The organism is Pedobacter sp. ASV1-7, from assembly GCF_040203335.1.
Classification (GTDB): Bacteria; Bacteroidota; Bacteroidia; order Sphingobacteriales; family Sphingobacteriaceae; genus Pedobacter.
Genome location: NZ_JBEHBV010000001.1, coordinates 1,130,250 through 1,156,025 on the forward strand (window position 1 = coordinate 1,130,250; position 25,776 = coordinate 1,156,025).

The 25,776-nt window shown below is 36.7% G+C and carries 15 protein-coding genes; 11 read left to right on the forward strand and 4 right to left on the reverse strand.

Annotation, left to right across the window (positions count from 1 at the left end):
- Positions 1-44: 44 nt before the first annotated feature.
- Positions 45-2,279 (reverse strand): sodium-translocating pyrophosphatase, encoded by a 2,235-nt coding sequence (locus ABDJ41_RS04890; protein ID WP_349784638.1) that lies wholly within the window; start codon positions 2,277-2,279, stop codon positions 45-47.
- Between the two features lie 365 nt (positions 2,280-2,644).
- Here ABDJ41_RS04890 and ABDJ41_RS04895 point away from each other — a divergent pair, with 365 nt between their 5' ends.
- Positions 2,645-4,111 carry an APC family permease gene (locus tag ABDJ41_RS04895; protein ID WP_349784639.1) on the forward strand — a complete coding sequence of 489 codons (1,467 nt, stop codon included), beginning with the start codon at positions 2,645-2,647 and terminating at the stop codon, positions 4,109-4,111.
- Between the two features lie 12 nt (positions 4,112-4,123).
- On the opposite strand, the gene ABDJ41_RS04900 is transcribed toward ABDJ41_RS04895, so the two are convergent.
- A complete protein-coding gene (locus ABDJ41_RS04900) occupies positions 4,124-6,037 on the reverse strand; it encodes an ATP-dependent DNA helicase (RefSeq protein ID WP_349784640.1) in 1,914 nt (637 codons plus the stop codon).
- A 166-nt stretch (positions 6,038-6,203) separates the two neighbouring features.
- On the opposite strand from ABDJ41_RS04900, the gene ABDJ41_RS04905 reads away from it, so the two are divergent.
- From ABDJ41_RS04905 to ABDJ41_RS04920, 4 genes are all read left to right on the forward strand, one after another.
- Positions 6,204-6,515: a hypothetical protein gene (locus ABDJ41_RS04905; RefSeq protein ID WP_349784641.1), complete on the forward strand. Its 312-nt coding sequence runs from the start codon at positions 6,204-6,206 to the stop codon at positions 6,513-6,515.
- Between the two features lie 76 nt (positions 6,516-6,591).
- Positions 6,592-8,058: a tetratricopeptide repeat protein gene (locus tag ABDJ41_RS04910; RefSeq protein WP_349784642.1), complete on the forward strand. Its 1,467-nt coding sequence runs from the start codon at positions 6,592-6,594 to the stop codon at positions 8,056-8,058.
- A gap of 103 nt (positions 8,059-8,161) precedes the next feature.
- Entirely contained in the window at positions 8,162-8,686 is a 525-nt protein-coding gene (locus ABDJ41_RS04915) for an OmpA family protein (RefSeq protein ID WP_349784644.1), read from the forward strand.
- A gap of 267 nt (positions 8,687-8,953) precedes the next feature.
- On the forward strand, positions 8,954-9,499 hold the full coding sequence (locus tag ABDJ41_RS04920; RefSeq protein ID WP_349784645.1) for a hypothetical protein: 546 nt from the start codon (positions 8,954-8,956) through the stop codon (positions 9,497-9,499).
- Position 9,500: 1 nt separating this feature from the next.
- Here ABDJ41_RS04920 and ABDJ41_RS04925 read toward each other — a convergent pair whose 3' ends face one another.
- Positions 9,501-10,091, reverse strand: a complete 591-nt coding sequence (locus tag ABDJ41_RS04925; RefSeq protein WP_349784646.1) for an RNA polymerase sigma factor — start codon at positions 10,089-10,091, stop codon at positions 9,501-9,503.
- Positions 10,092-10,204: 113 nt separating this feature from the next.
- Here ABDJ41_RS04925 and ABDJ41_RS04930 point away from each other — a divergent pair, with 113 nt between their 5' ends.
- The 5 genes from ABDJ41_RS04930 (at position 10,205) to ABDJ41_RS04950 (ending at position 19,540) form a co-directional block, all read left to right on the forward strand.
- Positions 10,205-11,416 (forward strand): FecR family protein, encoded by a 1,212-nt coding sequence (locus ABDJ41_RS04930; protein WP_349784647.1) that lies wholly within the window; start codon positions 10,205-10,207, stop codon positions 11,414-11,416.
- Positions 11,417-11,624: 208 nt separating this feature from the next.
- A complete protein-coding gene (locus ABDJ41_RS04935; protein ID WP_349784648.1) occupies positions 11,625-15,158 on the forward strand; it encodes a SusC/RagA family TonB-linked outer membrane protein in 3,534 nt (1,177 codons plus the stop codon).
- 13 nt (positions 15,159-15,171) lie between these two features.
- Positions 15,172-16,635, forward strand: coding sequence for a RagB/SusD family nutrient uptake outer membrane protein (locus ABDJ41_RS04940; RefSeq protein ID WP_349784649.1), 1,464 nt, complete (start codon positions 15,172-15,174; stop codon positions 16,633-16,635).
- 9 nt (positions 16,636-16,644) lie between these two features.
- Positions 16,645-18,165: a redoxin family protein gene (locus ABDJ41_RS04945; RefSeq protein ID WP_349784651.1), complete on the forward strand. Its 1,521-nt coding sequence runs from the start codon at positions 16,645-16,647 to the stop codon at positions 18,163-18,165.
- 34 nt (positions 18,166-18,199) lie between these two features.
- The gene (locus ABDJ41_RS04950) at positions 18,200-19,540 is read left to right on the forward strand and encodes a TlpA family protein disulfide reductase (protein ID WP_349784652.1); all 1,341 of its coding nucleotides are present in this window, start codon (positions 18,200-18,202) and stop codon (positions 19,538-19,540) included.
- 76 nt (positions 19,541-19,616) lie between these two features.
- On the opposite strand, the gene ABDJ41_RS04955 is transcribed toward ABDJ41_RS04950, so the two are convergent.
- Positions 19,617-22,505 carry a helix-turn-helix and ligand-binding sensor domain-containing protein gene (locus tag ABDJ41_RS04955; RefSeq protein WP_349784654.1) on the reverse strand — a complete coding sequence of 963 codons (2,889 nt, stop codon included), beginning with the start codon at positions 22,503-22,505 and terminating at the stop codon, positions 19,617-19,619.
- Positions 22,506-22,732: 227 nt separating this feature from the next.
- Here ABDJ41_RS04955 and ABDJ41_RS04960 point away from each other — a divergent pair, with 227 nt between their 5' ends.
- Entirely contained in the window at positions 22,733-25,768 is a 3,036-nt protein-coding gene (locus ABDJ41_RS04960) for a SusC/RagA family TonB-linked outer membrane protein (protein WP_349784655.1), read from the forward strand.
- Positions 25,769-25,776: the final 8 nt, after the last annotated feature.

A 25,776-nucleotide genomic window follows, 5' to 3' on the forward strand; every position in this document is an offset into this window, starting at 1 on the left:
AATAAAAGGGATTCTTTTTAGAAATCCCTTTTATTGTTTGTAAACTATTGGTATTTGATGATTGCAGGTTTAACACTTGCAACAACGACTTTTTTAATTGGTTCTTTAATTTTTGCTTTATCGGACGAAATGCCAACGGCAATATATGGTGCAATTACTAATGAAACGATAGACATTAGTTTGATCAGAATATTCATAGAAGGACCTGAAGTGTCTTTAAATGGATCTCCAACTGTATCACCAGTTACAGAAGCTTTATGCGGATCAGATTTTTTATAGTGCATTTCACCATTAATCTCTACACCTTTTTCAAATGATTTTTTTGCATTATCCCATGCACCACCTGCGTTAGATTGGAATATTCCCATTAAAACTCCTGATACCGTAACTCCGGCAAGTAAACCACCAAGAATTTCAGCAGAGCTTACATGAGGGAAAACACCTTTAAAACCAAAGCCAACAATGATTGGTACTAGTAAAGCAATTGCGCCAGGTAACATCATTTCACGGATAGATGCTTTGGTAGATATGGCAACACATTTTTCGTATTCAGGTTTTGCTTTATATTCCATAATTCCTGGAATATCACGGAACTGGCGGCGAACTTCCTGAACCATGTCCATTGCTGCTTTACCTACTGCGGCAATACATAATGCAGAAAATATGAAAGGAATCATTGCGCCAACAAACAAACCTGCCAATACAGGAGCTTTGTAAATGTCAATTGCCGAAATACCAGCAACACCAACAAATGCCGCAAATAAAGCTAATGAAGTTAATGCAGCAGAAGCAATCGCAAATCCTTTTCCGGTAGCGGCAGTAGTATTTCCTACGGCATCTAAATTATCTGTACGTTCGCGTACTTCAGGAGGAAGCTGACTCATTTCAGCAATACCACCCGCATTATCTGCAATTGGTCCGAAAGCATCGATAGCAAGTTGCATAGCTGTAGTAGCCATCATACCGGCAGCAGCAATCGCTACACCATATAAACCAGCAAAAGCATAAGAGAAAATAATACCTCCAGCTAAAACAAGGATAGGTGCTACTGTAGATTTCATCCCTACTGATAAACCGCCAATAATATTGGTTGCATGCCCCGTTCCCGATTGCTGAATGATGGAGTTAACAGGCCCTTTACCCATTGCAGTGTAATACTCTGTAATCACACTCATTAACGTACCCACTATTAAACCAACAATAATGGCATAAAATACATCAATATTAGAAAAATCAACACCACGTAAATGAAGCTGTGCAGGTAGCATCCACATCACTATAAAATAAGAAGCGATAGCTGTGATGACAATAGAACCCCAGTTTCCAAGATTTAATGCTGTTTGAACATTTGAATCTTCACCTTTAATGCGTACAAACCAGGTTCCTACAATAGAAAATAAAATACCAAGTCCGCAAATTACCATTGGCAGTAAAATCGGAGACATGCCACCAAAATTATCCAATGATACTATTTCTTGCCCTAATACCATAGTAGCAAGAATTGTCGCCACATAAGAACCGAATAAATCGGCACCCATACCAGCTACGTCACCCACGTTATCGCCTACATTGTCGGCAATTGTTGCCGGGTTACGCACATCATCCTCGGGGATGCCAGCTTCAACCTTACCAACTAAATCGGCACCCACATCTGCAGCTTTCGTATAAATACCACCGCCAACACGAGCAAAAAGAGCAATAGATTCAGCCCCAAGTGAGAATCCGGTAAGCACCTCAATCGCTGTTTTCAATTCTGTGCTGTTGGCATCTACAACATTAAATATCTGAAGAAAAACAATAAATAGTCCCCCTAATCCTAAAATGGCTAAGCCAGCAACACCAAGGCCCATTACTGTTCCTCCGGTAAAAGAAACTTTTAATGCTTGTTTTAAGCTTGTTCTTGCTGCTTGTGTAGTACGGACATTCGCTTTGGTTGCTACTTTCATTCCGATATATCCTGCTGTGGCAGAAAATACAGCACCAATAATAAATGCGATGGCAATAATCCAGCTTGAGTGTAAAGCTATCCCATTTACTTCATGAATAGTTCCTGAGTAGGCCAGTAAAGCTGCGGTAAATACCACGAAAATGCTTAATACCCGCCATTCAGCTTTTAAAAAGGCCATAGCCCCATCTGCAATATAGCCCGCAAGCTCTTGCATGTTTTTGTCGCCCGCATCCTGCTTATTTATCCATGCACTTTTAATGGCCATTACCAGAATGCCAATTAAGCCCATTAAAGGGATCAGATAAATTAAATTGTTTTGTAGAAACTCCATACTTTAATTCTTCTCGTTTTAGGTGGTTAATTTATATTTGGTTAAATTTTTTACGATAAGTGGTGGTTTAATTTTGTGTTTGTCTCAATCGGAGTGTATAACAAAAATAACGGTGTAAACGTAATTAACAAATTTTTAATCAATTGATTGCAACCTTTTTTAAAAATATAATTCAACATTCATTTTTTTGCATTTCAGGAGGTTTTTTATTTACCAACTGCTTGAAATTAAAATGGACTTTATTGATAAAAAAAGATTTTGATATAGCGTATGATATTGATTTTTAAATATATTAGCTGTAGAAAAGGCTGAACTTGTTGAAAGTAGGATATAGTATCAACCTAGACCAAACCAACCAACAAATAATGGAAAAAGAAAATCAGGATGGCTCTTTTAAGAGGGAGCTGGGTCTTTTAGATGGTACAATGCTGGTCGTAGGATCAATGATCGGCTCAGGTATATTTATTGTTAGCGCGGATATTGTACGCAATGTAGGAAGTGCAGGATGGTTAATAGCTGTTTGGGTAATTACCGGCTTGATGACTATGACTGCTGCTATAAGTTATGGGGAAATGAGTGGTATGTATCCTAAAGCCGGCGGACAATATGTTTATCTTAAAGAATCATACAACAAACTTATTGCCTTTTTATATGGATGGAGTTTTTTTGCAGTTATACAAACTGGTACCATTGCAGCAGTAGGAGTTGCTTTTTCCAAATTTGCAGCTTATCTGATTCCTGTCTTAAGTGAAGACAATAAGCTACTTAAGATACAGACAGGTCTTGACGATTGCAATGCCCCAACTTACTTCTCTATAAGTTCTGCTCAAATCATGTCTATAGCTATTATAGCCTTACTTACCTATTCCAATACCCGTGGTGTAAAAGGTGGAAAATGGATTCAAAATATTTTTACATCCACTAAATTACTTGCACTTTTCGGATTGATCATAGCAGGGGTTGTCATGTTTAAACCTGAGGTGTGGAATGCTAACTGGACCAATGCCTGGATGGCCACTAAGGCCACATTGGTAGATAGCTGTAACGTTGCTGGTGGATTTAGTGTTGCACCAATTGCAGGAACAGCCTTGCTGGGGGGGATTGCAGCCGCTTTGGTTGGCTCTGTTTTTAGCAGCGATGCCTGGAATAATGTTACTTTTATTGCAGGTGAAATGAAAAACCCGAAAAGGAATATAGGGCTTAGCCTTTTCCTCGGAACGCTTATTGTGACCATTATATATGTCTGTGCCAATCTGGTTTATCTTGCCGTATTACCTATGGATGAAATAGCACATGCTACAAAGGATAGAGTGGCAGTTACAGCTTCAACAGTCATATTCGGGAGCATTGGTACAGGATTGATTGCAGTTATGATCATGATTTCAACTTTTGGTTGTAATAACGGGCTTATACTTGCAGGATCAAGAGTATATTATACTATGGCAAAAGACGGCCTGTTCTTTAAAAATGCAGGCAAATTAAACAAACATGGTGTGCCAGAATGGGCACTTTGGGCACAATGTCTTGTTGCCGCCATTCTTTGTCTTAGTGGTAAATATGGTGACTTACTAGATATGATCTCTTTTGTTGTAGTGATATTTTATGTACTTACTATCGGGGGGATTTTTATTCTCAGAAAAAGATTGCCTAATGCTGAACGCCCATACAGAGCCTTTGGATACCCATTGTTGCCAGCCTTATATATAATTCTGGGAATTAGTTTCTGTTTCTTGTTAATCTGGTTTAAACCGCAATTTACAGGGCCAGGGTTAATTATTGTACTGATCGGAATTCCTATTTATTATTTAACCAGGCAAAAAGAAAGTAACTAATTGCTATAACATTTAAAACAACTGCAGGTTTACAGCTTGCTGATCATTAGCCACTGCATTAGGTTTTGAACTTTTAGGAGCCTTATACTTATTGATCCAGGAAATATAGTCGGCAGCAGCAATAGGTTCTCTGAGTAATCCGGCACCATATTGCATTAATGCCATTCTGTTCTCTATCACTGCTCTGTACCTTTGCATAAGGTGCTGTAGTTGTTGCTGAATTTTGTTTTTAGGTTTTACCCTGATGTTCTTATTGAGCTGATTGATCAGTTGCAGGTTAAGTTCTTTACTGAAATAGGTTAATGCCGATTCAATTCTTGCTTGTAGTGCCTGTTGATCTTTAAACCCATTTTGCTGATGAAGCTGCTTTACCTGACTCTGGAAACGGTCCGACAGCCCGATTAAATCGTTAACCGATTTGTTTAGTTGTCCCAACAAAGATTTAAATTCTGGAAGAATAGATTTTACCACCTCTGGATGAGAAGCCATGACTTCCAGTCCGGTATAAATACGTGAAAACGAAAAGTGGTTCAATACCAATTGCAGAATAAAGCTTTCCTGTTCCTTAATCAGAATACTGTCCAGCTCTTCTTCTTTTACTGGCTTCATGTAATTGATTACTTCCGTATTGGACCTTAAACTGTCCGTACTGATTTTTGATTTCAAGATTAGGCCATTCAGAGTCCTTACACGACTTAAAGCAACATATACTTGTCCCGCAACAAAAGACTTTCCCGCATCAATAATGGCACTGTCGAACGTTAAACCCTGACTTTTATGAATGGTTACTGCCCATGCCAGTTTAATCGGATATTGCGAAAACTCGCCCACCTGTTGCTGAACAATAGCTTCTTCATTATCCGTTTTATATTCAAAGGATTGCCATGAAGTTTTTTCAAGTAGCAAATCATCCTCATTAGGGAAGGATATGTAGATGTCATCATCTTTAATAGATTTAACCTTTCCAATTTTTCCATTATAAAACTTCCTGTTTTCTCCAGTGTCATTTTTAATGAACATGATCTGTGCACCTTCTTTAAGCTTTAAAGTTTGTTCGGCTTGCAGGCCCAGATCTCTAAACTCTCCACTAATTTCACCTTCAAATGTATATTCTTCTCCTGTAAGTTCATCCAGTTTTTCCTTATTGATTGCATTGGCTTCAGCATTATGTGATGTAATAATAATCGGGCTGACCTCATTAGCAACATTAAACTCAGGAAGGTATCTTTTGTTCAATAATTCAAGTCCTGTTTCATTGATTTGATTGTTCCTGATGTCATTTAATATTTTGATAAACTCAGGTTCGGTTTGTCGGAATACTGTAGTCAATTCTATTTGTAAAACAGGATATCTCCTGATCACCAATGCATCAAAAAAGTACGGAGAAGGATATGCTCTGTTTAAAAAGCTCCAGTCTTCTCTTTTAGTAACTGGTGGAAGTTGGTAAAGATCGCCGATTAACAGGAGTTGCACACCACCAAAAGGGGCATTGTTTTTTCTTACCGATCGGAGTATAGCATCAATAACATCCAGCAAATCGCAACGTACCATGGATACCTCATCAATAATCAAAAGTTCCAGCTCATTAAATAAACTTAGTTTCTCTCTGGTATAACTTAGGTCGGAAACCATTGATTGGATAGAGATAAAGCCAGATTGCAGGTTCTCAAAGCTGATATCACCAGGAAAAAAAGAACCTGGAGGAAGTTGGAAAAATGAATTGATGGTAGTGCCTTTAGCATTCATGGCAGCCACACCAGTAGGAGCAATGACGGCCATTTTCTTTGTGCTGGTTTCCTTAATCTTTTTCAGCAAAGTAGTTTTCCCGGTGCCCGCTTTTCCTGTCAGAAATATAGACTGATTGGTATAATCAATAAAAGATAAAATTTTGTCGAAAATAGAATTTGAAGAAGCAGCATTACTCATACAGCAAATTTAATTGATTTTTTCGGCTGTTACATGCTATGTTGAAATGTATATTATTGTTGGGGACCCGAATATGAATTTTTATACTAATGACCTTTTAATGGTAATTATTTCATGAATAATAATTAGCTTTGCTAAAAAAAGTAGTATTACCGATATTTAGCCGATGACCGTAACTGTACTTGCGATTATAGAACCAGATGTTAAGCCAGCTCCTCCGCTGGCAAAAGTAATGAACGAAAGATTAGTGCGTTTTGCCAAAGAACTGCAGGATACACACCTTAAAGGTCTTGAAAATGTAGAGCCATTATTTGATGATGTAGTCGTTTACATAGGTTACAATAGTAAATACAGTATACGTTGGAAAATAGTGAACGATGTACCATCTAATATAGAATATGAAGTTGCAGAGCAATGTGCAAAATTGGGCTATATAAAATGGAAGACTACCGTTTTTGGTACTATTGAAAAACCTTAATTAGTATCTCTCTAATTAACGGTTTTCTAGTTTATTAAAGATCTTTAGCTATATTTAGTTGTTTAATAAACTCTAAATGTATTTAAAACGCTTTTTTCTTTTGCTTGTATTTGGTTTTTCTATAACCGTACTAAAAGCACAAAACATTAATTTTTTTGAAGGGACCATGGAAGAGGCGAAAGCTGAAGCCAGAAAACAACATAAACTAATTTATGTGTTTATGGAAATGGGTACTGGTAAACCAATGCTTTCTTTTGTGCAGAAAGACCCGCAATTGGTATCATTATATAATTCTAATTTCATTTGTATCCATAAAAACAATATTAATAAAGAAGGCTTTCAGCATCTTTATTATTACTATGATGTAAAAAAATATCCTACACACCTTTTTCTTGATGAAGAAGGAGGGTTGATCTTAAAAACTATGGGTTCAAGAAGTACTAAGGAGCCATATATAGCTGATATTAACAAAGCAAAGAAATTAGCTGCACAAATGACTTTAACTAAGTTTAAAATTGAATATGACAAAGGAGAAAGAGGATTGGCCTTTCTGAAAGATTATCTGTCAAAATATGATGAACTTGATATTCCTGTTAGTCAAACTTTACTAAATGACTATACCAGCCAGCTTCCTGAAAAGGCATTTGATGATTATCAAACTGTTCTGTTCATTATGGAGTTGGGGCCGGTGATTTCTACCAAAGCGTATAATTCTTTAAGAAAGAACCAGAAAATATGGGATAGCATTTATAAGACGTTACCGTTTGATAGAAGAAAGAAAATGAATAACCGTATCATCAAGTATACTTTGTCTCAAGCTGTAAGAAAAAAAGATGAACGTCTTGCAAATTTAACCGCTAATTTTGCATCACTTTCCTGGGGTACTGACTGGCAAAAATCTAGTGCAAGTCGTTCTGAGAACATGATGGGGTATTATAAAGGGATTAGAGATACAGCTAATTATTTGAGATATGCTTCGGAATACTACCAGATTTATTATTTGAGTCAAAGGGATTCGATACAGAAACCTGACGGGATAAATGAAATGGTGGCAGGACGACCAAATTCAGACTCTATAAAACAGGATTCTGTAAAAGGAAATAAGCGAATTGTAAGAACTTTTACTACAAGTCGGATTGGTGATCTGAGTTATGGAAAAATGAACCCTGTAACTCAGAAAGTTTTAAGGGCAGCAGAGTTTGCCAGCACATTAAATAATGGTGCTTATAGCTTCTATTCTATGAATTCGACAAATTCAAGTGATCTGGTCAGGGCAACGGTATGGGTTCAAAGATCAATAGAACTGTTCCCAGATAGAGCAGCCTATTATGATACGCTCTCACACTTGTATTACCGAATGGGGAAATACGATGAGGCTATTGCTACACAGCAAAAAGCTGTGGACTTGCAAAAGGATCTGACTAGTAAAACTATGGAAATGTCTGAGAAAAATAATTTGAGATCTACAATGGCTAAAAGTAATGTGAAAATGCTTGAGCGGTTTACTGATGATCTGAATAAGATGAAATCTAAAACTCTTTAACCTTATCGATACTACTTGTGTCATAACTTCGTTTTAAATAGGTATTCATTTTAAGATGTGAAACTTAATTTTTATTATTACGAACACAAACACAAAAAAACAAATGAAATATTTAAGAACCAGTTTATTATTGGCGGCTATTTCCTTGCTATCGTTCTCTTTACAGTCATGCAAAACTAAAAAAGCTATTGCTAAACCTGCACCAGTAGAAAAACCTGCGCCTGTAGTAGAAGAGAAGAAGCCTGAGCCGGCTCCAGCACCAGCCCCACCACCTGCGCCGGTAGTTGAAAAACCTAATTACAACTTTAGTAACGTACAATTTGAGTTTAACTCAGGCGTGCTGAAGACAGAGTCATTTGCTATCTTAGACAAAATTGCTGCGGAAATGAAAAAGGATCCGTCAGTGAAGTTTGTATTAAATGGCCACTCGTCAATCGAGGGCTCAGCATCACATAATATGTCACTTTCTGTAGATAGAGCTAACTCTGTTAAACAATATTTGCAAAATGCAGGTGTGAGTTCTGCGAACCTTACTATAAAAGGCTTCGGTGCTACACAACCAGTTGCCTCTAATGATAACGAAGAAGGTAGAGTATTGAACAGAAGAGTTGAGGTTAAACGCAACTAAATAAAGAAACAAATGATAAGGTCCGTGTTTTAATAAAACACGGACTTCTTTTTTGCATTTTTTTTATAAAAAGAAATTATAACTTATTGATTTGTAGATTGTTGTTTGTGGTTTGCTTATGAGTTGTATGAGTCTTGTATGACTCTCCTATGAGTATGGTATGACTCTATATGACCTATAGTCATTTAAAATACATTTAAAAGGCATTTTTTAGGCTGGTGAATGGTTTGACAACAAAGCTTATCTTTGTAACTTATTAATGAATTTATGCCTGTAATATACCTGATTCTTTCTGTATTCCTCTTTTCTTGCTCTACGGTTTATTCACAGCAGAAAATTGATTGTGAGAAAGTGTTGGACAAAGAACCTTATTTTGTAAAACATAAGACAGAAGATACAGATAGTCTGCTAAAACGTGATATTGAGATCCTAAAACATTGTGGCAATTTTGAAGGTGTAGATACTGTTTTTCTAAAAGGGCAAATGTTGGGTAGCCTTATGCTTGATCAGGTAAGGATAGGGAAGCCTGCCACCTATAGAACACTGATCGATTACTTCGCTGCATTTAAAAAAACAATTTCCTATAAGGATTTTGTAAAAGGCCTGGTTTTGTACCAGGAGATGGCTTCTAAGAAAGTAAATCTTGACAATTGGGAAAGCGATAAAGAGTTGTTCGTAAGGATGGGCTTTACGGTAGGTGACCTGAATGATCTTAAGGATTATTTGTCTGGTTTAAAAGCAGAAAATCTGACTTACAAAGCGGCCTTGACGAGATATCTTAGTGAAATTGAAGCGATGCGGGTCGATAAATAAGTTATTTTAAAAAGAACCAACCGATTAACATACTATAAGATATTCCCGAGTCCTGGAATTGTTTACGAAGAGTTTTAAGTGCTTCAACCAAATGGTTGTTTACTGTGTTTTTAGAAATATTCAATGACTCAGCAATCTGATCATGAGTAAGCCCTTCATAGCGACTTAATTTAAAAATTAATTGCTGTCTGGCAGGTAATTTAGCAATACTTTGCTCAGTAAAAGTCTCTAAATCGGCCAATAGAATGGCTTCTTCTGTGTCATTATGAGCTTGTTTAAGGTTTGTCCAAAGTTTTTCCCTTGCAGCATCTGCAGTGGCAGCATTACGCAATACGTTTAGGGTTAGTCTTCTTGCAATAGTGTATAAGAAAGGACCTAAAGGATAGTTAATATCAAGTGTAAGTCTGTTGGTCCATAAAATAATTAAAGTTTCTTGTACAATTTCTTCACTCAACTCACGGTTTTTTAAAAACCGAAAGGCGAAACTATAAATTTTGGCTTTGTAAATGTTAAACACAAGAGCAAAAGCAGATTCATCGCTATTTAGCAAATCCGCAATAAGCTGATCCTCATTATGTGTTTTTACACTCATTTTATGAATTAATATGTAATTAGAAAAAATAATTACAATTCGACTAGTTGTATGATGGCCTTGTCGTGTATTAGTTATAATATCCGCGTAAAGATCAGGATTTATAAGAGAAAATGGACAAAAGGCGACTGCAAAAATTATTGATTGCATACTCAACTAATGAGATTCAGCTGAAAGATTACAATGAACTGATGGATTTGGTCTCAATATCAAACCATAATGAGGAATTGTATGCTTTTATGGAAAAGGTATGGAATAGCAGTCCGATGGAGAAGTCTTTTTCTGATTTACAGTCTGATATGCTGTTTCAGCGTATCATTGGAGATCGTCGTTTTAAACAATTACCAACTCAAAAGAAAAGCAAAGGTATTAAGTTATGGCATGGGATTGCAGCGGCTGCAGTAATACTGATCACTATGTCTGTAGGTGTTTTCTTTTATACCAGTAAAAATGTATTTATAGGTTCAGGTAAATCCGATTTTACCAAGTACGATCTGAAACCTGGTGGCAACCATGCCGTATTGACTCTTGCAGATGGAAGTAAGATAGAATTAACAGGTGCGGCTACCGGAAAAATTGCGGAGCAAGCAGGTATATCTATTCAGAAAACCGCCGATGGACAAATCGTGTATGAAGTTTCTTCATCAGCTAAACCTACTGGCGAAAATGCTGCTGAGCAAGGATTTAATATGGTCTCGACACCAAAGGGAGGTCAGTATCAGGTAAACTTGCCTGATGGTACAAGAGTCTGGTTGAACGCAAGTTCATCATTGAAGTTTTCGGCGGCTTTTACAGGTTATAAAAAACGGGTTGTTGAACTTACAGGGGAAGGATATTTCGAAGTGGCAAAGGTTAATAAACCTTTTATAGTAGAAACAAAAGAACAGGAAGTTGAAGTTCTAGGTACACATTTTAACATCAGTAGTTATGCTAATGATGGAGAAACAAAGACAACATTACTAGAGGGAGCGGTAAAAGTTAGTACTAATAATGTTAAGAATAATACAGAAGATATTATACTTAAACCTGGGCAGCAAGCCTTATTAAAAGCTGGACAGCTAAATATTAAAGCTGTAGATGCAGGAGCTGAAGTAGATTGGAAAAGTGGTTATTTTATATTCAAAAACGAAGATATGCGTAGCATAATGCGCAAAATAGAACGCTGGTATGATGTGGAAATTGTTTTCGCAAAGGACTTTAACAACCGCTCTTACGAGGGCTCAATATCTCGTTTTAAAAATGTATCTGAAGTATTAAGAAAATTTGAACTCACAGGAAATATTCACTTTAAAATGGAAGAAAGGAGAATTACCGTTATGCCATAGATTTTTACGTATAACTGGGTAATATATAAGAACCAGGAGTGATTCGAGCCACTCCCGGTAAGTTTATAGGGCTACCCTTCAAATTGCAGTTAACAACCATATCAACTAACCCCATCAAATCAAAAGTATGAAATTTTACCTACAATTTTTGCAGGTTTATAATGCCTTTATATGGCAAAAAATACCAGTGCCGTCAAAACGAACCATCATGCGAATTAATTTAACTTGCATCGTTCTCCTCATTAGTTTAGTTCAGGTTAGTGCATCAACATTTGCACAGAAAATCAATCTGTCGAGAAACAATATCACCCTACAGCAACTATTTCAAGAAATTAAAAGCCAGAGTGGCTATGATTTCCTATATGAACCCAATGAATTAAAGGTTGCAAAACGTGTAAATATAAATGCTAGCAATACAGACCTTAAAGTCTTACTGGATGATGTGTTTGCAGATCAGCCGCTTACTTATGCGATTGACCAGAATACCATTGTGGTAAGAAAAAAGAAAATAAGTGTTTTAGAAAAGATCGCTTATCTTTTTAAGTCTATAACTGTAAAAGGCGTTGTTGTAGATGAAACCGGTGTTGCGCTGCCTGGTGCAACGGTTAAAGTAAAGAATGGAACAAAAGCTGTTATAACCAATAGCAACGGACAGTTTGAGTTATCTGGTATAGAAGAAAATACAATTGTTGTAGTTTCTTATATAGGATATAAAAGCAAGGAAGTAAATGTAGGTAATGGACAGGCTTTAAAAATACAGATGGAACCTGAATCATCAAGTCTTGAGGGTGTGATGGTAACAGGTTATCAGAAGATATCAAAGGAACGTGCTACAGGCTCATTTAGCCAGGTAGGTAGAGAAGCCTTGGACCGTCGCCCGGTATCTAATTTATCTACAGCATTACAAGGTACTGTTGCAGGTATGCAAGCTAAGGAAAATGCAGACGGTAGTGTGGAGTTCTTAATCCGTGGTAATACTAGTTTGTATGCAGATAGAAAACCACTAATTGTGGTTGATGGTTTCCCGGTTTCAAGTAGCGATTTCTCTGATATCAATCCGAATGATGTAGAATCGGTAACTGTTTTGAAAGATGCTGCAGCGGCTTCAATCTGGGGTGCCCGTGCTGCAAACGGTGTAGTTGTTGTAGTTACCAAAAGAGCAAAAGGAAATCAGAAGTTAACCATAGACGCAAATGTGTTTTCAAGAATATCGAATAAGGTAGACCTGGATCAGGCATTAACTCAGGCAAACTCAAGAGACCATGTGGCTTATGAGCGTATGGCTTTTGAAAATAACTGGGTTTTGCAGCCTTATGCCGGTGCATTTAGTGATATCAATAAATCACTTACGCTGGCACAAGAACTGTTATATGGAAATAAAGATGGATTAATAAGCATTTCAGATATGAATGCAGGTCTTGATCGCTTGAGTAACACCAGCAACAGATCTCAAATTCAGGATTTATTAATGCGTAAAGCAATTCTGAATCAATATAATATCAACTTACAGTCAGGCACAGAACGTTCAAAAACGTATTTGTCTATGATGTATGAAAACAATAAAGGTGGCTTTATTAAAAATGGTTATGATCGTGTAAACTTAAATTTTAACAACGATTATAAAATCTCAAACAGAATCAATTTCAATATTTCTGCTAACCTACAATACAGAGATCAGGAAAGTAGTGGTGCAACAATAGAAGAGATCGAAGACCTTTCTCCTTACGAACTATTGTTAAACCCTGATGGTAGTTACGGTACCAATCTGAAAGATTTTAACCGTTATCAATTGTCGCGTATTCCATTTGATAAGTTTACTTATTCAGATTGGTCATACAATCTGCTACGTGAAGTAAAAGGACGTTCATTAAAAACAGAGAATCTGAGTGCAAGAGTCCAAACAGGATTAAATGTAAAGATCATTGATGGATTAACCTTTGATACCAAATTGCAGTACGAAAGATCAAAAACTGATTATAATGATTTTTATGATGAGAATACTTTCTTCGTAAGAGGTCTGATAAATAAGAGGACAGAATATAATAATACGACAAAAGCTGTTGGTAGAGCATTCATTCCAAAAGGTGGTATTTTAAAAGGGCGCGAATTTACCAGGCCAAATGGCAATAAATACCAGATTAACAATGTTGATTTAGAGAGCTATTTATTAAGGAATCAATTCAACTATGATAAAAATTTTGGCTCAAAACATAGTATCTCAGTAATTGCAGGTATGGAAATAGCGCAATACACTACAAATAAGCGCGCTAATCCTTATGTTTATGGTTATTATGGTGATAAGCTGCAAGCTACTACGCCTCCTTATGGCTACGGTAGTTCTCTTGATCAGTTTAAAGACTATAGAAATGAGAGTACTACCATTCCTGGTGGAAACACAGAGTTTGATTGGGGCCGTACAAAATTTGTTTCATTCTATAGCAATGCTTCATATACGTACGACAATAAATATACCTTAACTGGAAGTGTAAGAAGTGATGCTTCTAACTTTATTACCGATGATCCGAAAATGCGTTGGTCGCCATTATGGTCTGTTGGTGCAAAGTGGAACATGAAGCATGAAGATTTCATGGATCAGCTGGATGTGGTAAACAGGTTAGATTTACGTTTAACTTACGGTAAGAATGGTAACGTAGATGGAAGTACTTCAACTAAAGCACTTCTAAATATTGGATCAGGTCTGAATGTAAGTACTGGTACCATTACAGGTACAGTACTTGATAATGGGAACCCATTTTTACGTTGGGAAAAAACAACAAGTACCAACTTTGGTGTTGATTTTGCCTTGTTCAATAACAGACTTTTCGGATCAATTGATTTGTACAATAAGCAAGGTGAAGGAATAATTGGTGAGGTCGCTTTAGCTTCTGCAACTGGAACTAAAAGCCAGAAATTTAACAATGCTGGTATCACCAACAGAGGTTTTGAGATTTCATTAGGTACTAACGTAGATATTCCAAATACCCCAATTAACTATACGACTTCATTAAACTACGCTTACAACTACAATAACATTAGTAACCTCTACAATCCTTCTTTATATACTTATCAGCTAATTGAAGGGGCTTTTGTGGAAGGCAGACCTGTGGATGCGATCTATTCATTTACTTATAAAGGAATGATCAATGGTGTGCCACATTTTGAGGGGCCAAATGGTACTTTACAATCATTTAATGATTTAGCTTTATATAACAGAGAATTAGGTTTGCCTTTCTTGAATTATGAAGGAACCGGTACACCTCCACATACGTTAGGTTGGGTAAACAATTTTAAAGTTCAGAATTTCACGCTTACAGCTGTATTGGTAGGTAAAATGGGAGGTGTTTATCGCAATCCAGGATTTAATTATGCCGCTACGGTAGGTGGTTTATACAAGTCTGAAATCAATAAATATATCAGTGAAGTGTTTGCTGGTAATCCAAATGTACCTGGATTTCCAGTTTATAACGAGACAAGTAATTACAGATGGGATCGTTATGCACCAAGATTAAGTAGTCTAATCGAAAGTTCATCTTATGTAGAACTTAAAGAACTAACATTGGAATACAGGTTGTCTAAGAAATTAGCAAAAGCAATGCAAGTAAACAATGTTAAAGTGTTTGCTCAATCCCGTGATTTAGGAATGTTATGGCATGCAAACAGTAAAGGATATAATCCCGACTGGTTACCTGGTACAAACAGACCTGTACAATCTTATACTTTCGGTGTAAACCTTCAATTTTAATACCTGAACAATCATGAAATTACAACAATCATTAATGATCATATTGGGTTTAGTTCTATTTGCAGGATGTAAAAAATTCCTTTCAGAAGAACCCAAAAAACAAGCGAGCATCAAGACTGTAGAGCAGTTGGAAGCTTTGATAGATAATGCAACCGCTTTTGCTTACGTAACCTCTCAAACTGCTACTTTCAGTACCGATGATACGGAGATTACCAAGGAGCGTTACCAAGGTAATGTATCTAGTTATGGTAATGATATTCTTCAATATTATGTAGGTAGTGTAGATGGGGTTGTGAATCAAGCTTCAGATCAGTTATGGACTGGAGAATATAAAAAGATTTTTACGGCTAACCTTATTCTTGCAAATATAGATGAAGTAACTGGGGATGAAGTAAGCAGGCAGCGTGTAAAAGCCGATGCTTATTTTATCAGAGCTTATTCTTATTGGGTATTAGCCAATTATTATTGCGCTCCTTATTCTGCTGCAAACATGGGTGCTTTAGGATTGCCTTTAAAAAAGACGGTGGATTATACAGAGTCTTTAAAGAGAGCAACTTTGCAGGAAACTTATGATTTAATTATGAGTGATATAGCTGAAGCTCAAAAAGTAAGTGTTGATGATGTAGAGTCTCGCAAAGCATGGAGAGTAAGCAAGAAAGCCATCGCTGCTTTTTTAAGCCGTGTACATTTATTCAGAGGAGAGTACGACCAGAGTCTTGTACAAGCAGAAATTGCGTTGACTACAACTTCGGCTAAACTGGTAGATTATAATACGCTACAGGCAGGAAATACCGTAACCTATACAAACCCTCCTGATACTTTGAAGTATGTTGAACAGAACGATTGGTTACCTGCAAAGTTCTTGTATTGGTCTGAATTTTATTATACGCGTTTTGCATATACAGCAAATCAGTGGTTTATGCCAAGTGCAAGTTTGCTGGGACTTTATGATGAAGTCAACGATTTGCGCTATAAAAGCTTCATGATAAAAAATGGTGGAAGAAGATTTGGGGTCATTACTCCAGAGGCTTTCAGGTATACTGTATTTAACGATGGGAAATACATTCCGGAAGGACCAGGTGTTGCGGAAGTATTGTTAAATAAAGCAGAAGTTCTGGCCCGTAAAGGAAATGCATCAGGTGCGATGGATGCCGTAAATATTCTTAGACAAAAGAGAATGAGTACTTATATTCCTTTGACTGCTACAGATAAAGATGATGCCATTAAAAAAGTATTGGAAGAACGCAGAAGAGAAATGCCATTTGCGATGCGTTGGTATGATATCCGTCGCTTTAGTGTAAATGATTATGCAGCTGATGATATTACCGTAGTTCGTGATTTCTTTGATGTGACTTTAACTGGTGTAAACTTAAATGCTCCTAAAACTTATACATTAAGTACTAAACGTTTACTAGTACCTATTAATGGTGTGGAAATGGACAACAGTCGCGGACAAATTGTTCAAAATCCTTACTAATTCGACCTCATGAAAAGATTATTTAAAATAGCCATGCTTTGCGGTATGGCTATACCAAGTCTGACTATAGCTCAGCATACAAAAACAGAAGTTGTTGTCAGTAAAAGCGAACTTTCAAAGTTGGCCAAGGCTGTTGAAGCTAATCCTGATAGTTTAAATGTCCATGCTGCTTATATCAAAGCTGCTGATGCCAATAGTGCCACTGTAATTGCGCAGTACGAGAAATGGATGAAGAAATTCCCTAAGTCGGCCGTAGTGCCTTACGCTTTGGCGAAAGCTTATTTGAATCAGGAAAGCCCAAAAGCAAAGCCTTATTTATTAAAAGTTGTTGCTATTGACTCTAATTATACAGAAGCCTGGGGTGGGCTGTGGACAGATGCTCAACGTTGGGGAGATTTTAAAGCTGGTGATGAGTACCTGAAAAAAGCAACAGAAAGCGATCCTAAAAATGCAGCTTATGCATTCTATTATTCGAGTAGTTTTCAGGATAATGATCCGGAAGTTTATCACAATTTAACAATGGATGTTGTAAAACGTTTTCCTGATAGTGATCGTGGCGCACAGGCATTGTATTGGTATGCTACACGTTCTAAAGAGGTGTCAGATAAGTTAAAGTATTACGAGCTCTTACGTGTAAGCTATTCTCCAGCTAAGTTTAACTGGTCGTCAAGTGGTATGACTTCCTATTTTGATCTATTGCTGATGGAGGATGCAAAAAAGGCTTTAGCCCTGGCTGAGGATATGGCTAAGATTGAAAAGCATGAAAAGGAGTGGACTAATTTAAAGCTACAGGCACAACGTGTTAATGATGCAGGTGATTTAGCGAAGAAAGACAAGCTTTCGGAAGCGATGTCGCAATTAGATCAGGTAAAACTTCCAAGATATTTTAAATTTAACAAAGAGCTTGTTTTTTTAAAGGCAGAAATGGAAAGTTTAGCTGGTAAAACAAGCACAGCATATGTTTCATTGATTGCTTCTTTTGCTAAGCAACCAAACACGAAGTTAATCTGGGCAATTATGGGGATGGGAGCTAAATTAGGTAAGGATCCACATCAGGTAGATGCCGATATCATGAAATACATCAAAGATAATGCTAAACCTGCAACAGCTTTTACGCTTAAAAATTACCTGACATCTGCACAAACATCATTATCTGATTATAAAGGGAAAGTAGTATTGCTTACTTACTGGTTCCCGGGCTGCGGACCTTGCAGAGCTGAGTTTCCTCATTTTGAGAATGTTGCCAGCAAGTTTAAAGGCGAAGATTTTAGTTATCTGGGGATCAATATCGTTTCAGAGCAAAATGAATATGTACTGCCATTTATGAAAGGAAGTGGCTATAGCTTTACTCCTTTGGAAGATGTGAAAGGAAGGGAGAAAGGGAATCTTGATAACAGAGGGGCTGCACCTACAAACTTCTTAATAGACAAACAAGGCCGTGTTATTTTCTCAAATTTCAGAACTGATGGCAGTAATGAGGATGAACTGGAATTGATGATTAAGATGTTGTTGGCAGATAAAATGCAATAATTTAAGATTCATATTTTTAAAATAATAAATAGAAATGTTTAAAAAACTGATAATGATTTCTGGCCTTGGGTTATTTACCCTTGCCAGTGCATTTGGACAAAAACAAAGCTGGATTACAATTAAAGGGCAGTTAAAAGGGTTTAGTAATCAGGTTGAAGTTGAAGATTTATCCGAGTTTCAATATTTACTTCCATCATCTGCCGATAAAATGATTGTGCCTGATGCGGATGGTAAATTTACGTTAAAGTTTAAGGCCGTTAATGCTAATTACTATCGCATAGGAAGAAATACATTGTATCTAAGTCCAGGTGATCATATGGAGGTGTTTATAGATAAGGGTAATCCTAAAGCCGCTACTTTTAAAGGAGAAGGTGCTGCCGCAAACAGCTATATGAAAAATACGCCATTTCCTAAAGGGGGATCCTTTTTAGAGGCTGGTTCATTGGTGAAAAAAACAACAGAAGAGACCATTGCCGCTGTTGAAGAAAAGGCAGCAGAGCGTACCAAAGAATTAAAAGCTGTAAACGGTGTAAGCAAAGAATTCAAAAGATTAGAAACTGCCCGTATTAAGGCCGACTTAATCAATAGCATCCATAGTGGAATTACATATGGTGTGATGAAATTGAAGCTAAAGGGTGAAGATGCTAAAACATATGCTGAAAATTATTCAAAGGCGATTGCTCCTAAGATTACGAAGTACAGTAAAGATTTTACAGATGCTTCTTTGATGAAGTTGGTGGTGTACCGTGATATTGCCAGTGATTTGATAAAATCAGGAGGTAAAGCGGCCGATGTTCAAGCGATTAAAGACTGGTATAGCACCAGTGCTTTGGTTAGAGAAATGCATAAAATTAGCGATAAAGCTCAATTAGCAGGTTTCAAATCGAAAATTGAATCGATTAAAACCGCTAGTTATAAAAATGCAGCCGATCAGATGTTAAAACACCTGATGTCATTTGGAAAAGGTGATACGGCTGTGGACTTTATTTCAGTTGATCTGAACGGGAATCAGGTTGCATTAAGTAGTTTAAAAGGTAAAGTGATTTATGTTGACCTTTGGGCAACCTGGTGCGGACCTTGCATGGTGGAAATGCCACATTACGAAAAACTTAAATTACAGTATAAAGATAACCCAAATGTGGTTTTTGTATCGCTTTCAATTGATGACAGTGAAAAACCATGGAAAAAAAGTGTAGAAGAGCGTAAAGCAGATGGATTCCAGTGGTTAATCAACAGATCAAAGCTCCAGGCTTATAATATTGTAGGTATTCCAAGAAGTTTGTTGATTGATAAGGATTTTAAAATGGTAGATATGGATGCACCAATGCCTTCAGAACCAGAAGTAATAAAAGCTATTGATAGCTTGTTAAAGTAATTCTATCAGTAGAGCTTATATCACACAAAGGCTGCGTCATTAATTTTGACGCAGCCTTTGTGTTTTAATAACTCTGTTATTTCAAGTTTGTTACTTGCAATAAATAGTCAAAAAGGTTGACTTCTGAAGAAAGATTCAATTTCTTTCTTAGTCTGTAACGGCCAACTTCAACACCTCTTATCGTAATGCCCAAAAGCTGGGCAATTTCTTTTGATGATAGATTCATCTTGAGGTAAGCCGACATTTTAAGATCATTCTGACTAAGATGCGGGAACTTCTGTTTTAGTGTTCCCAGAAAGTTATTGTGTACTTGGTCAAAGTGCAATGAGAACTGGCTCCAATCGTTATCACTCTTTTCTGTTTCATCCAGCAATTTCAGCAGGCTTTTTATCTTTTCTGAATTCTTCTCATTCCCCTCTGGTTTTTGTAAGGCATATAAATCTTCTTTTATTCTAAGTAATAATTTGCCTCTTTGTGCGAGGTGCATCGTAGTAATTGCCAGTTCTTTGTTTTTGAAATTAACCTCACTTTCTAACTTCTCATTCTTTAGTTGTATAATCTCACTTTCAGATTTTTTAATATCAAGTTGATGTAGCTTTTTAAGTTGTTGTTGAGCCTTAATATGTTTCTTTGCTTGCCATTTGATAAGCAGATAGAGGAAAATTACGATAAGTAAGAAGTAGATTACGAAAGCAATATTTGTTTGATACCAGGCTGGTAGAATCGTAAAAGTATAGGTGACAGGGGAAGTTTCACTGCCAAGATTATTTCTGGATTTTACTTTAAAACTAAATGTGCCATAAGGAAGGTTGGTATAGTCTTTTTCACTTTTGGCTGACCAATCTGACCAGTTTTTATCAAATCCTTCTAATTGATAACTGAATTCGATGTTATTCTGTTGTTCAAATAATGTTGATGAGAATTCAAAACGAAGAGAGTTTAAGCTGTTCTTAATTTTTACAGGAATCGCATCAATATTTCCAGAAGTATGTCCACCATAAATAATACTGTCCTTTTTGCCAAAAAGCGTGACTTCAGTTAATAGAACATTGAGCTTTTTAACATTATGCGTGTATTTTAAATAATTGATATGGTAAATTCCTTTGTTGGCACCCACAAAAATGTTTTCTTCATCATAAGGATAGATATTTTCAAACCCTGCTACTAGTTTTGAATTGAGTTCGGGGAAATGGACAATTGTAAAGGGAGTCTTTTTTGTGGCATTTTGATAATCAACAACTCCGATCTCATTATTGCTTACAAACCATATATTACCATCATTATCTTCTTTAAGATATTGTAGCGGGTTGTTTTTAAAAACAGATTTGAAAAAATCAGAAGGAATAAATTCGTTTTTCTGAGGCAGGTATTCATAAATACCTTTTTCTGTCGCAATTACAATTCTGTTTTTAATATGGAATACAAAGTTGTTTAAGGTAGAGGGCAGACCTTCTTTTTTTGTGAACAAATGTTGTTTTATAATTTTTTTTCTGTCGCTACTCAATTCAAGTTTGTAAACTCCACGATAAGGATGTGATGCCCATACTGTATTACTGCTCTGGTCATAGTGAACAAAACGTAAAGGCTCGGAAAGTCCGCTTATTGTACCTTTGTCAGTGAATTTTGAATTAGAAAACTCGATGCTATGTAGTCCATTATAGGTGCCCGAAATGATTCCTGAAGATGGGTAAAGCGAAGAAACTGCTTCAAATAGCCATGTGCCTATATTGCTATAAATAGGAATACCATTGTTCTTCTCAATGATAAACGCACCATCTTCGTGTCCAAGTAATAATTTCTGATTGATTTCATTTAAACTCCACACCTGACCTTTGGTGTTTTTTACCTCTTGAAAATAGTTTTTGGAATAACTAATGTCTTTTATGCCAGGGCTAAGTGGACTATAGAAAAGACCATTGGAGGTGCCTAAATAAAGTGTTTTGTCGAAAATTCTTGTAGAATAGCCTGTTACTTGTTTGTTTTTATCAGGGAATATCTGTTTAACCGGACTGTTATAGGCTACAAAGTCAATTCCATCATCCAGTCCTAGCCATAGATTCTGATCATAATCGATAAAAAGACTTCTGATATTATTTTTCTGCAGGCCTTCATCATATGAGAACTTTTGAAGTACGTTTCCATTTTTATCGATGATGATGCAGGCTGCGGAAGTTGTACCTAGTGCAAACTGTTCGTTGTTGAGCTGGATAGCACAAAAAATCCTGTCGTTTTTAAAGATATTGTCAGCATTTGTTGCTTTTTTGGTAAGCACATGATCCTTAAGAAGGAATATTCCACTCTTTAATGTCGTGATTAGAGTTGTTTCTGCATCATAATTCAGAATGGCTGTTATGGTGTTATACTTCAGGTTCGAGTCTTCATTGATGATTTGCCATGCTCCATTTTTAAACCAGAATAGCCCCTTTCCTCTAATTTGTGCATAAAGCTGATCATTGACTTTCCCTATAAAGTCCCAGATTTCATTTGAAGGATAAACTTTGATCGCCTTATCTTTCAGTTGGAAGATTTTTTCGACAGTCCTGAAGAATACCTGATCTTTTAGGATGACAATGTCCCAGATATCTGAAAATTGTCGATATTTTGCTGGAATAAGCGGCTTTAAGGATGTATACTTTAAAACCCCATTCTGATCAGGATAAAAATAACCGAATTCATCTTGTCCACCAACATATATCCTGCCTCCTGTATCAATTTTTAGAGAACGAATGATAGTTTTGTTTGGAAGCGGATAAAGTTTCCAATATCTTCCGTTAAAAGTAAGGAGGCCTTCATTGTTTGCAAAGTACATGATGCCACTTTTATCCTGTTGGATATCCCAGTTCTGAATGCCTCCTTTATAGGTCGTATTGCTATAATTTACAATCTGTGGTAAACCGATTGGATTTTGAGCCCTTAAGATGGATACCGAGAAATTTATTAAAACAATTAACAACAAATTCTTCATGAAATGATATTAAGAGCGGTTTTTTAGTTTTGTGTAGTATTAATGTAGTAGGGCGGAGCGAGCTAAGTTATAAATTAAAATACATTGTATTGTTTTTATAGTAGGCAGATTTTCTAGGTTTAAAAAGCTTCTGAATAAATTTGAATCACATACCCGTTCAGAGGGAAACTAAACTACCTTGAACTACTAGCCAAAATAAACCAATTAAATTAAAAACAAGCAAATTTATGAGAGAGAACTACAAAAAAGTGCTCGGGTTAATGACATTCATCATTCTCGTGTTTTCTTCAGTCAGTTCTTTTGCCCAGCAAAAGACGATTAGTGGAAGGGTTGTAGATGGTTCAGACAATTCTACTTTACCAAGTGTAAGTATTAAAGTAAAGGGAACACAAAAAACAACATCTACAGATGTAAATGGTAAATATGAAATATCAGTTGCAGATACTGATGTGTTAATATTTACTTATATAGGTTTTCAGGTGCAGGAAGTACCTGTCGCGGGAAAATCAGTTTTAAATATTGTCTTACAATCATCAAACCAGCAGATGCAGGAAGTGGTTGTAGTAGGTTATGGAACGCAAAAGAAATCGGATATAACAGGAGCTGTTTCTACGGTAAGTATGGAAAAGGCCACAGCAATTCCAACAACCAACGTAGCAGAAATGCTTAGAGGGCAGGCAGCAGGTGTGCAGGTGACTTTAGGTTCAGCCAGGCCTGGTGGAACTTCTAATATTCAGATCAGGGGAAGAAACTCTATACGTGGAGGAAATGATCCTTTAGTTGTACTTGATGGATTTCCGATAGAAAATATCAATGATGTAAATCCTGAAGATATAGCCTCAATAGAAGTCTTAAAAGATGCTTCCGCACAAGCTATTTATGGAGCAAGAGCGTCAAACGGGGTGATTCTGATTACTACAAGAAAAGGAGCGACTGGTAAAATGACGGTAGGTATAAGTTCCTATTTCACTGCACAAAGACTGACCAAAAATTTCGACCTGTATAATGCAGAAGAATTTGCACAATTTAGAAGAGAAGCTAAAAGAACAAATAATCCAGATGGCTCGTACAGTACAGATGAAGTTAACTTCGGTGGTTCTGCGCAAGCGCCAGAATATATCAATTTTAAAGCGGGTAATTATGTGAATTGGGAGGATGCTGTTTTAAGAGATACCTGGCTAAGCAGTAATACTGTAAGTTTAAGTGGGGGTAATGAGAATACCAAAATATTTACCAGTGCTACTTATTTTAACCAGTCGGGTTTAATACCATCTTCTGCTTACAAAAGAGGATCCTTCAGGTTTAATATAGATCAGAAAATCACTGACAGGGCAAGTATTGAAGCTAACATCAATATTGCTACCGATAAGCAAAGAAGGGAATCTGCAAACCTGGACTTTATCACTATTTCTCCATTCACAGGCCCTTATGACTTGAACGGAAACCTCGTGAGAAATGTGGCTGGAGCAAATGCAAGTAGCAGCACTATAAATCCATTGTGGAATATTCGTGAGTCTGACAACGAGATCAAAAACAATTTTTATAATCTTAATCTTGTAGGTAACTATAAATTCAGTGAGAACTTCAGCTATAAACTGAATACTTTATTTAGCAGGAAGTTTGCAGATGAAGGGACATATCTTTCTAAATTACATTCGGCAGGTGTTACTCCTAATGGAAGTGCTACACTGGCAAATGTACTTAGAGAAGAGTATTTGATAGAAAACATTCTCAATTATAAAACTGAGATCAATGAAATTCATAAGCTGGACTTCACTTTTGTACAATCGATAAATCAGCGCAATACATCCAGAACATTAATGACAGGAACTGGATTTGGAAATGATTTACTTGGGTTTGATGGGATTACCAATGCATTGAATTTTAAAACAACGAGAGCAGAAGAGCAATATAGATTGTCGTCCTTTCTGGGTAGAGCGCGATATAATCTGATGGATAAGTATTTGTTAACCTTAACTGCTCGTCGTGATGGGGCATCAGTATTTGCCGAGAACAAGAAATGGGGATTCTTCCCTGCAGCTTCTGTGGCATGGCAAATGCATAGGGAAAGCTTCCTGAAAGATGTTAAGGTAATTGATCAGTTGAAATTCAGAGCCAGTTATGGTGCTGTTGGAAACCAGTCTTTAAATCCGTATACCACTTTAGGTGTAGTAGATGCAAATCCGTATATATTCGGCGGGGTGATTGTTGGAGGGAATCTCCCTGGAACTGTATTGCCTAATCCCAATTTAACCTGGGAAACGTCGACCACATTTAATGCAGGTTTTGATTTCGGATTGTTTGGAAACCGACTTACCGGATCAGTGGAGTATTATGATACACAAACTACCGATCTGCTTGCTGACATCTCATTAGGAGGGACATCTGGATTTAGTTCTACAATTACGAATGGGGCTGCATCTAAGAATAAAGGGATAGAATTGTTGTTAACCGGACAACTGATTAGAAATTCTAAAATGAACTGGTCTGTAACAGGAACATTCTCCAGAAATACCAATGAAATTGTTAAAACAGGAATTGTTGATATCAATGGAAAGCCTAAAGATGATCTGGGTAGAGGAAGATATGTAGGACGGCCGATTAATATTATACGTACTATGGTTTTTGATGGTATTTTCCAGACTGATGCAGAGGCTCTTGCTTCGGCACAAGGTTCAAAAGGTGGTACGGTAACACCATTTCAAAGCGCAGCGACTTTGTATGCAGGAGCGATCAGACTTAAAGATGTTAATGGTGATGGCATCATCAATGATCAGGATAATGTGATTATAGGCACAGATCCAAAATGGTTTGGTTCTATCTCTACTAATTTCGAATACAAAGGTTTTGAATTACTTGCAGATCTATATATAGTTGAAGGGGCGACCCGTTACAACCCGTATCTGGCCAGTTTTAATGAGGGGGGGACTTTCCAGTCCGTAAGGAATGGTATTAAAGTGGATTATTGGACACCAGAACGTCCATCAAATAATTATCCACGTCCTAATTATAATAGTGCACCAGCAAATATTACAGCATTGGGAATTGCAGATGCATCATATGTAAGGTTAAGGACACTTTCATTGGGTTACAGCTTGCCAACATCATTGATTAGTAAAGCAGGTGTAAGCAATGCAAAAATTTATTTAACAGGAACAAACCTCTTTACCATAACAGATTATAAATCCTATAGTCCTGAGAATAATGCAAATGATTTTCCGGATACTAAGGCATTTACACTTGGGCTGAAAGTTGGATTTTAATTAACCCT

What these genes read in the sequence shown, in the direction of transcription:
- ABDJ41_RS04925 (WP_349784646.1), bottom strand. Translation starts at nt 10,091, where the DNA reads ATGAGTGTAAAAACACATAATGAGGATCAGCTTATTGCGGATTTGCTA.
- ABDJ41_RS04935 (WP_349784648.1), top strand. Translation starts at nt 11,625, where the DNA reads ATGCGAATTAATTTAACTTGCATCGTTCTCCTCATTAGTTTAGTTCAG.
- ABDJ41_RS04950 (WP_349784652.1), top strand. Translation starts at nt 18,200, where the DNA reads ATGTTTAAAAAACTGATAATGATTTCTGGCCTTGGGTTATTTACCCTT.
- ABDJ41_RS04945 (WP_349784651.1), top strand. Translation starts at nt 16,645, where the DNA reads ATGAAAAGATTATTTAAAATAGCCATGCTTTGCGGTATGGCTATACCA.
- ABDJ41_RS04930 (WP_349784647.1), top strand. Translation starts at nt 10,205, where the DNA reads ATGGACAAAAGGCGACTGCAAAAATTATTGATTGCATACTCAACTAAT.
- ABDJ41_RS04920 (WP_349784645.1), top strand. Translation starts at nt 8,954, where the DNA reads ATGCCTGTAATATACCTGATTCTTTCTGTATTCCTCTTTTCTTGCTCT.
- ABDJ41_RS04890 (WP_349784638.1), bottom strand. Translation starts at nt 2,279, where the DNA reads ATGGAGTTTCTACAAAACAATTTAATTTATCTGATCCCTTTAATGGGC.
- ABDJ41_RS04905 (WP_349784641.1), top strand. Translation starts at nt 6,204, where the DNA reads ATGACCGTAACTGTACTTGCGATTATAGAACCAGATGTTAAGCCAGCT.
- ABDJ41_RS04955 (WP_349784654.1), bottom strand. Translation starts at nt 22,505, where the DNA reads ATGAAGAATTTGTTGTTAATTGTTTTAATAAATTTCTCGGTATCCATC.
- ABDJ41_RS04960 (WP_349784655.1), top strand. Translation starts at nt 22,733, where the DNA reads ATGAGAGAGAACTACAAAAAAGTGCTCGGGTTAATGACATTCATCATT.
- ABDJ41_RS04910 (WP_349784642.1), top strand. Translation starts at nt 6,592, where the DNA reads ATGTATTTAAAACGCTTTTTTCTTTTGCTTGTATTTGGTTTTTCTATA.
- ABDJ41_RS04940 (WP_349784649.1), top strand. Translation starts at nt 15,172, where the DNA reads ATGAAATTACAACAATCATTAATGATCATATTGGGTTTAGTTCTATTT.
- ABDJ41_RS04900 (WP_349784640.1), bottom strand. Translation starts at nt 6,037, where the DNA reads ATGAGTAATGCTGCTTCTTCAAATTCTATTTTCGACAAAATTTTATCT.
- ABDJ41_RS04895 (WP_349784639.1), top strand. Translation starts at nt 2,645, where the DNA reads ATGGAAAAAGAAAATCAGGATGGCTCTTTTAAGAGGGAGCTGGGTCTT.
- ABDJ41_RS04915 (WP_349784644.1), top strand. Translation starts at nt 8,162, where the DNA reads ATGAAATATTTAAGAACCAGTTTATTATTGGCGGCTATTTCCTTGCTA.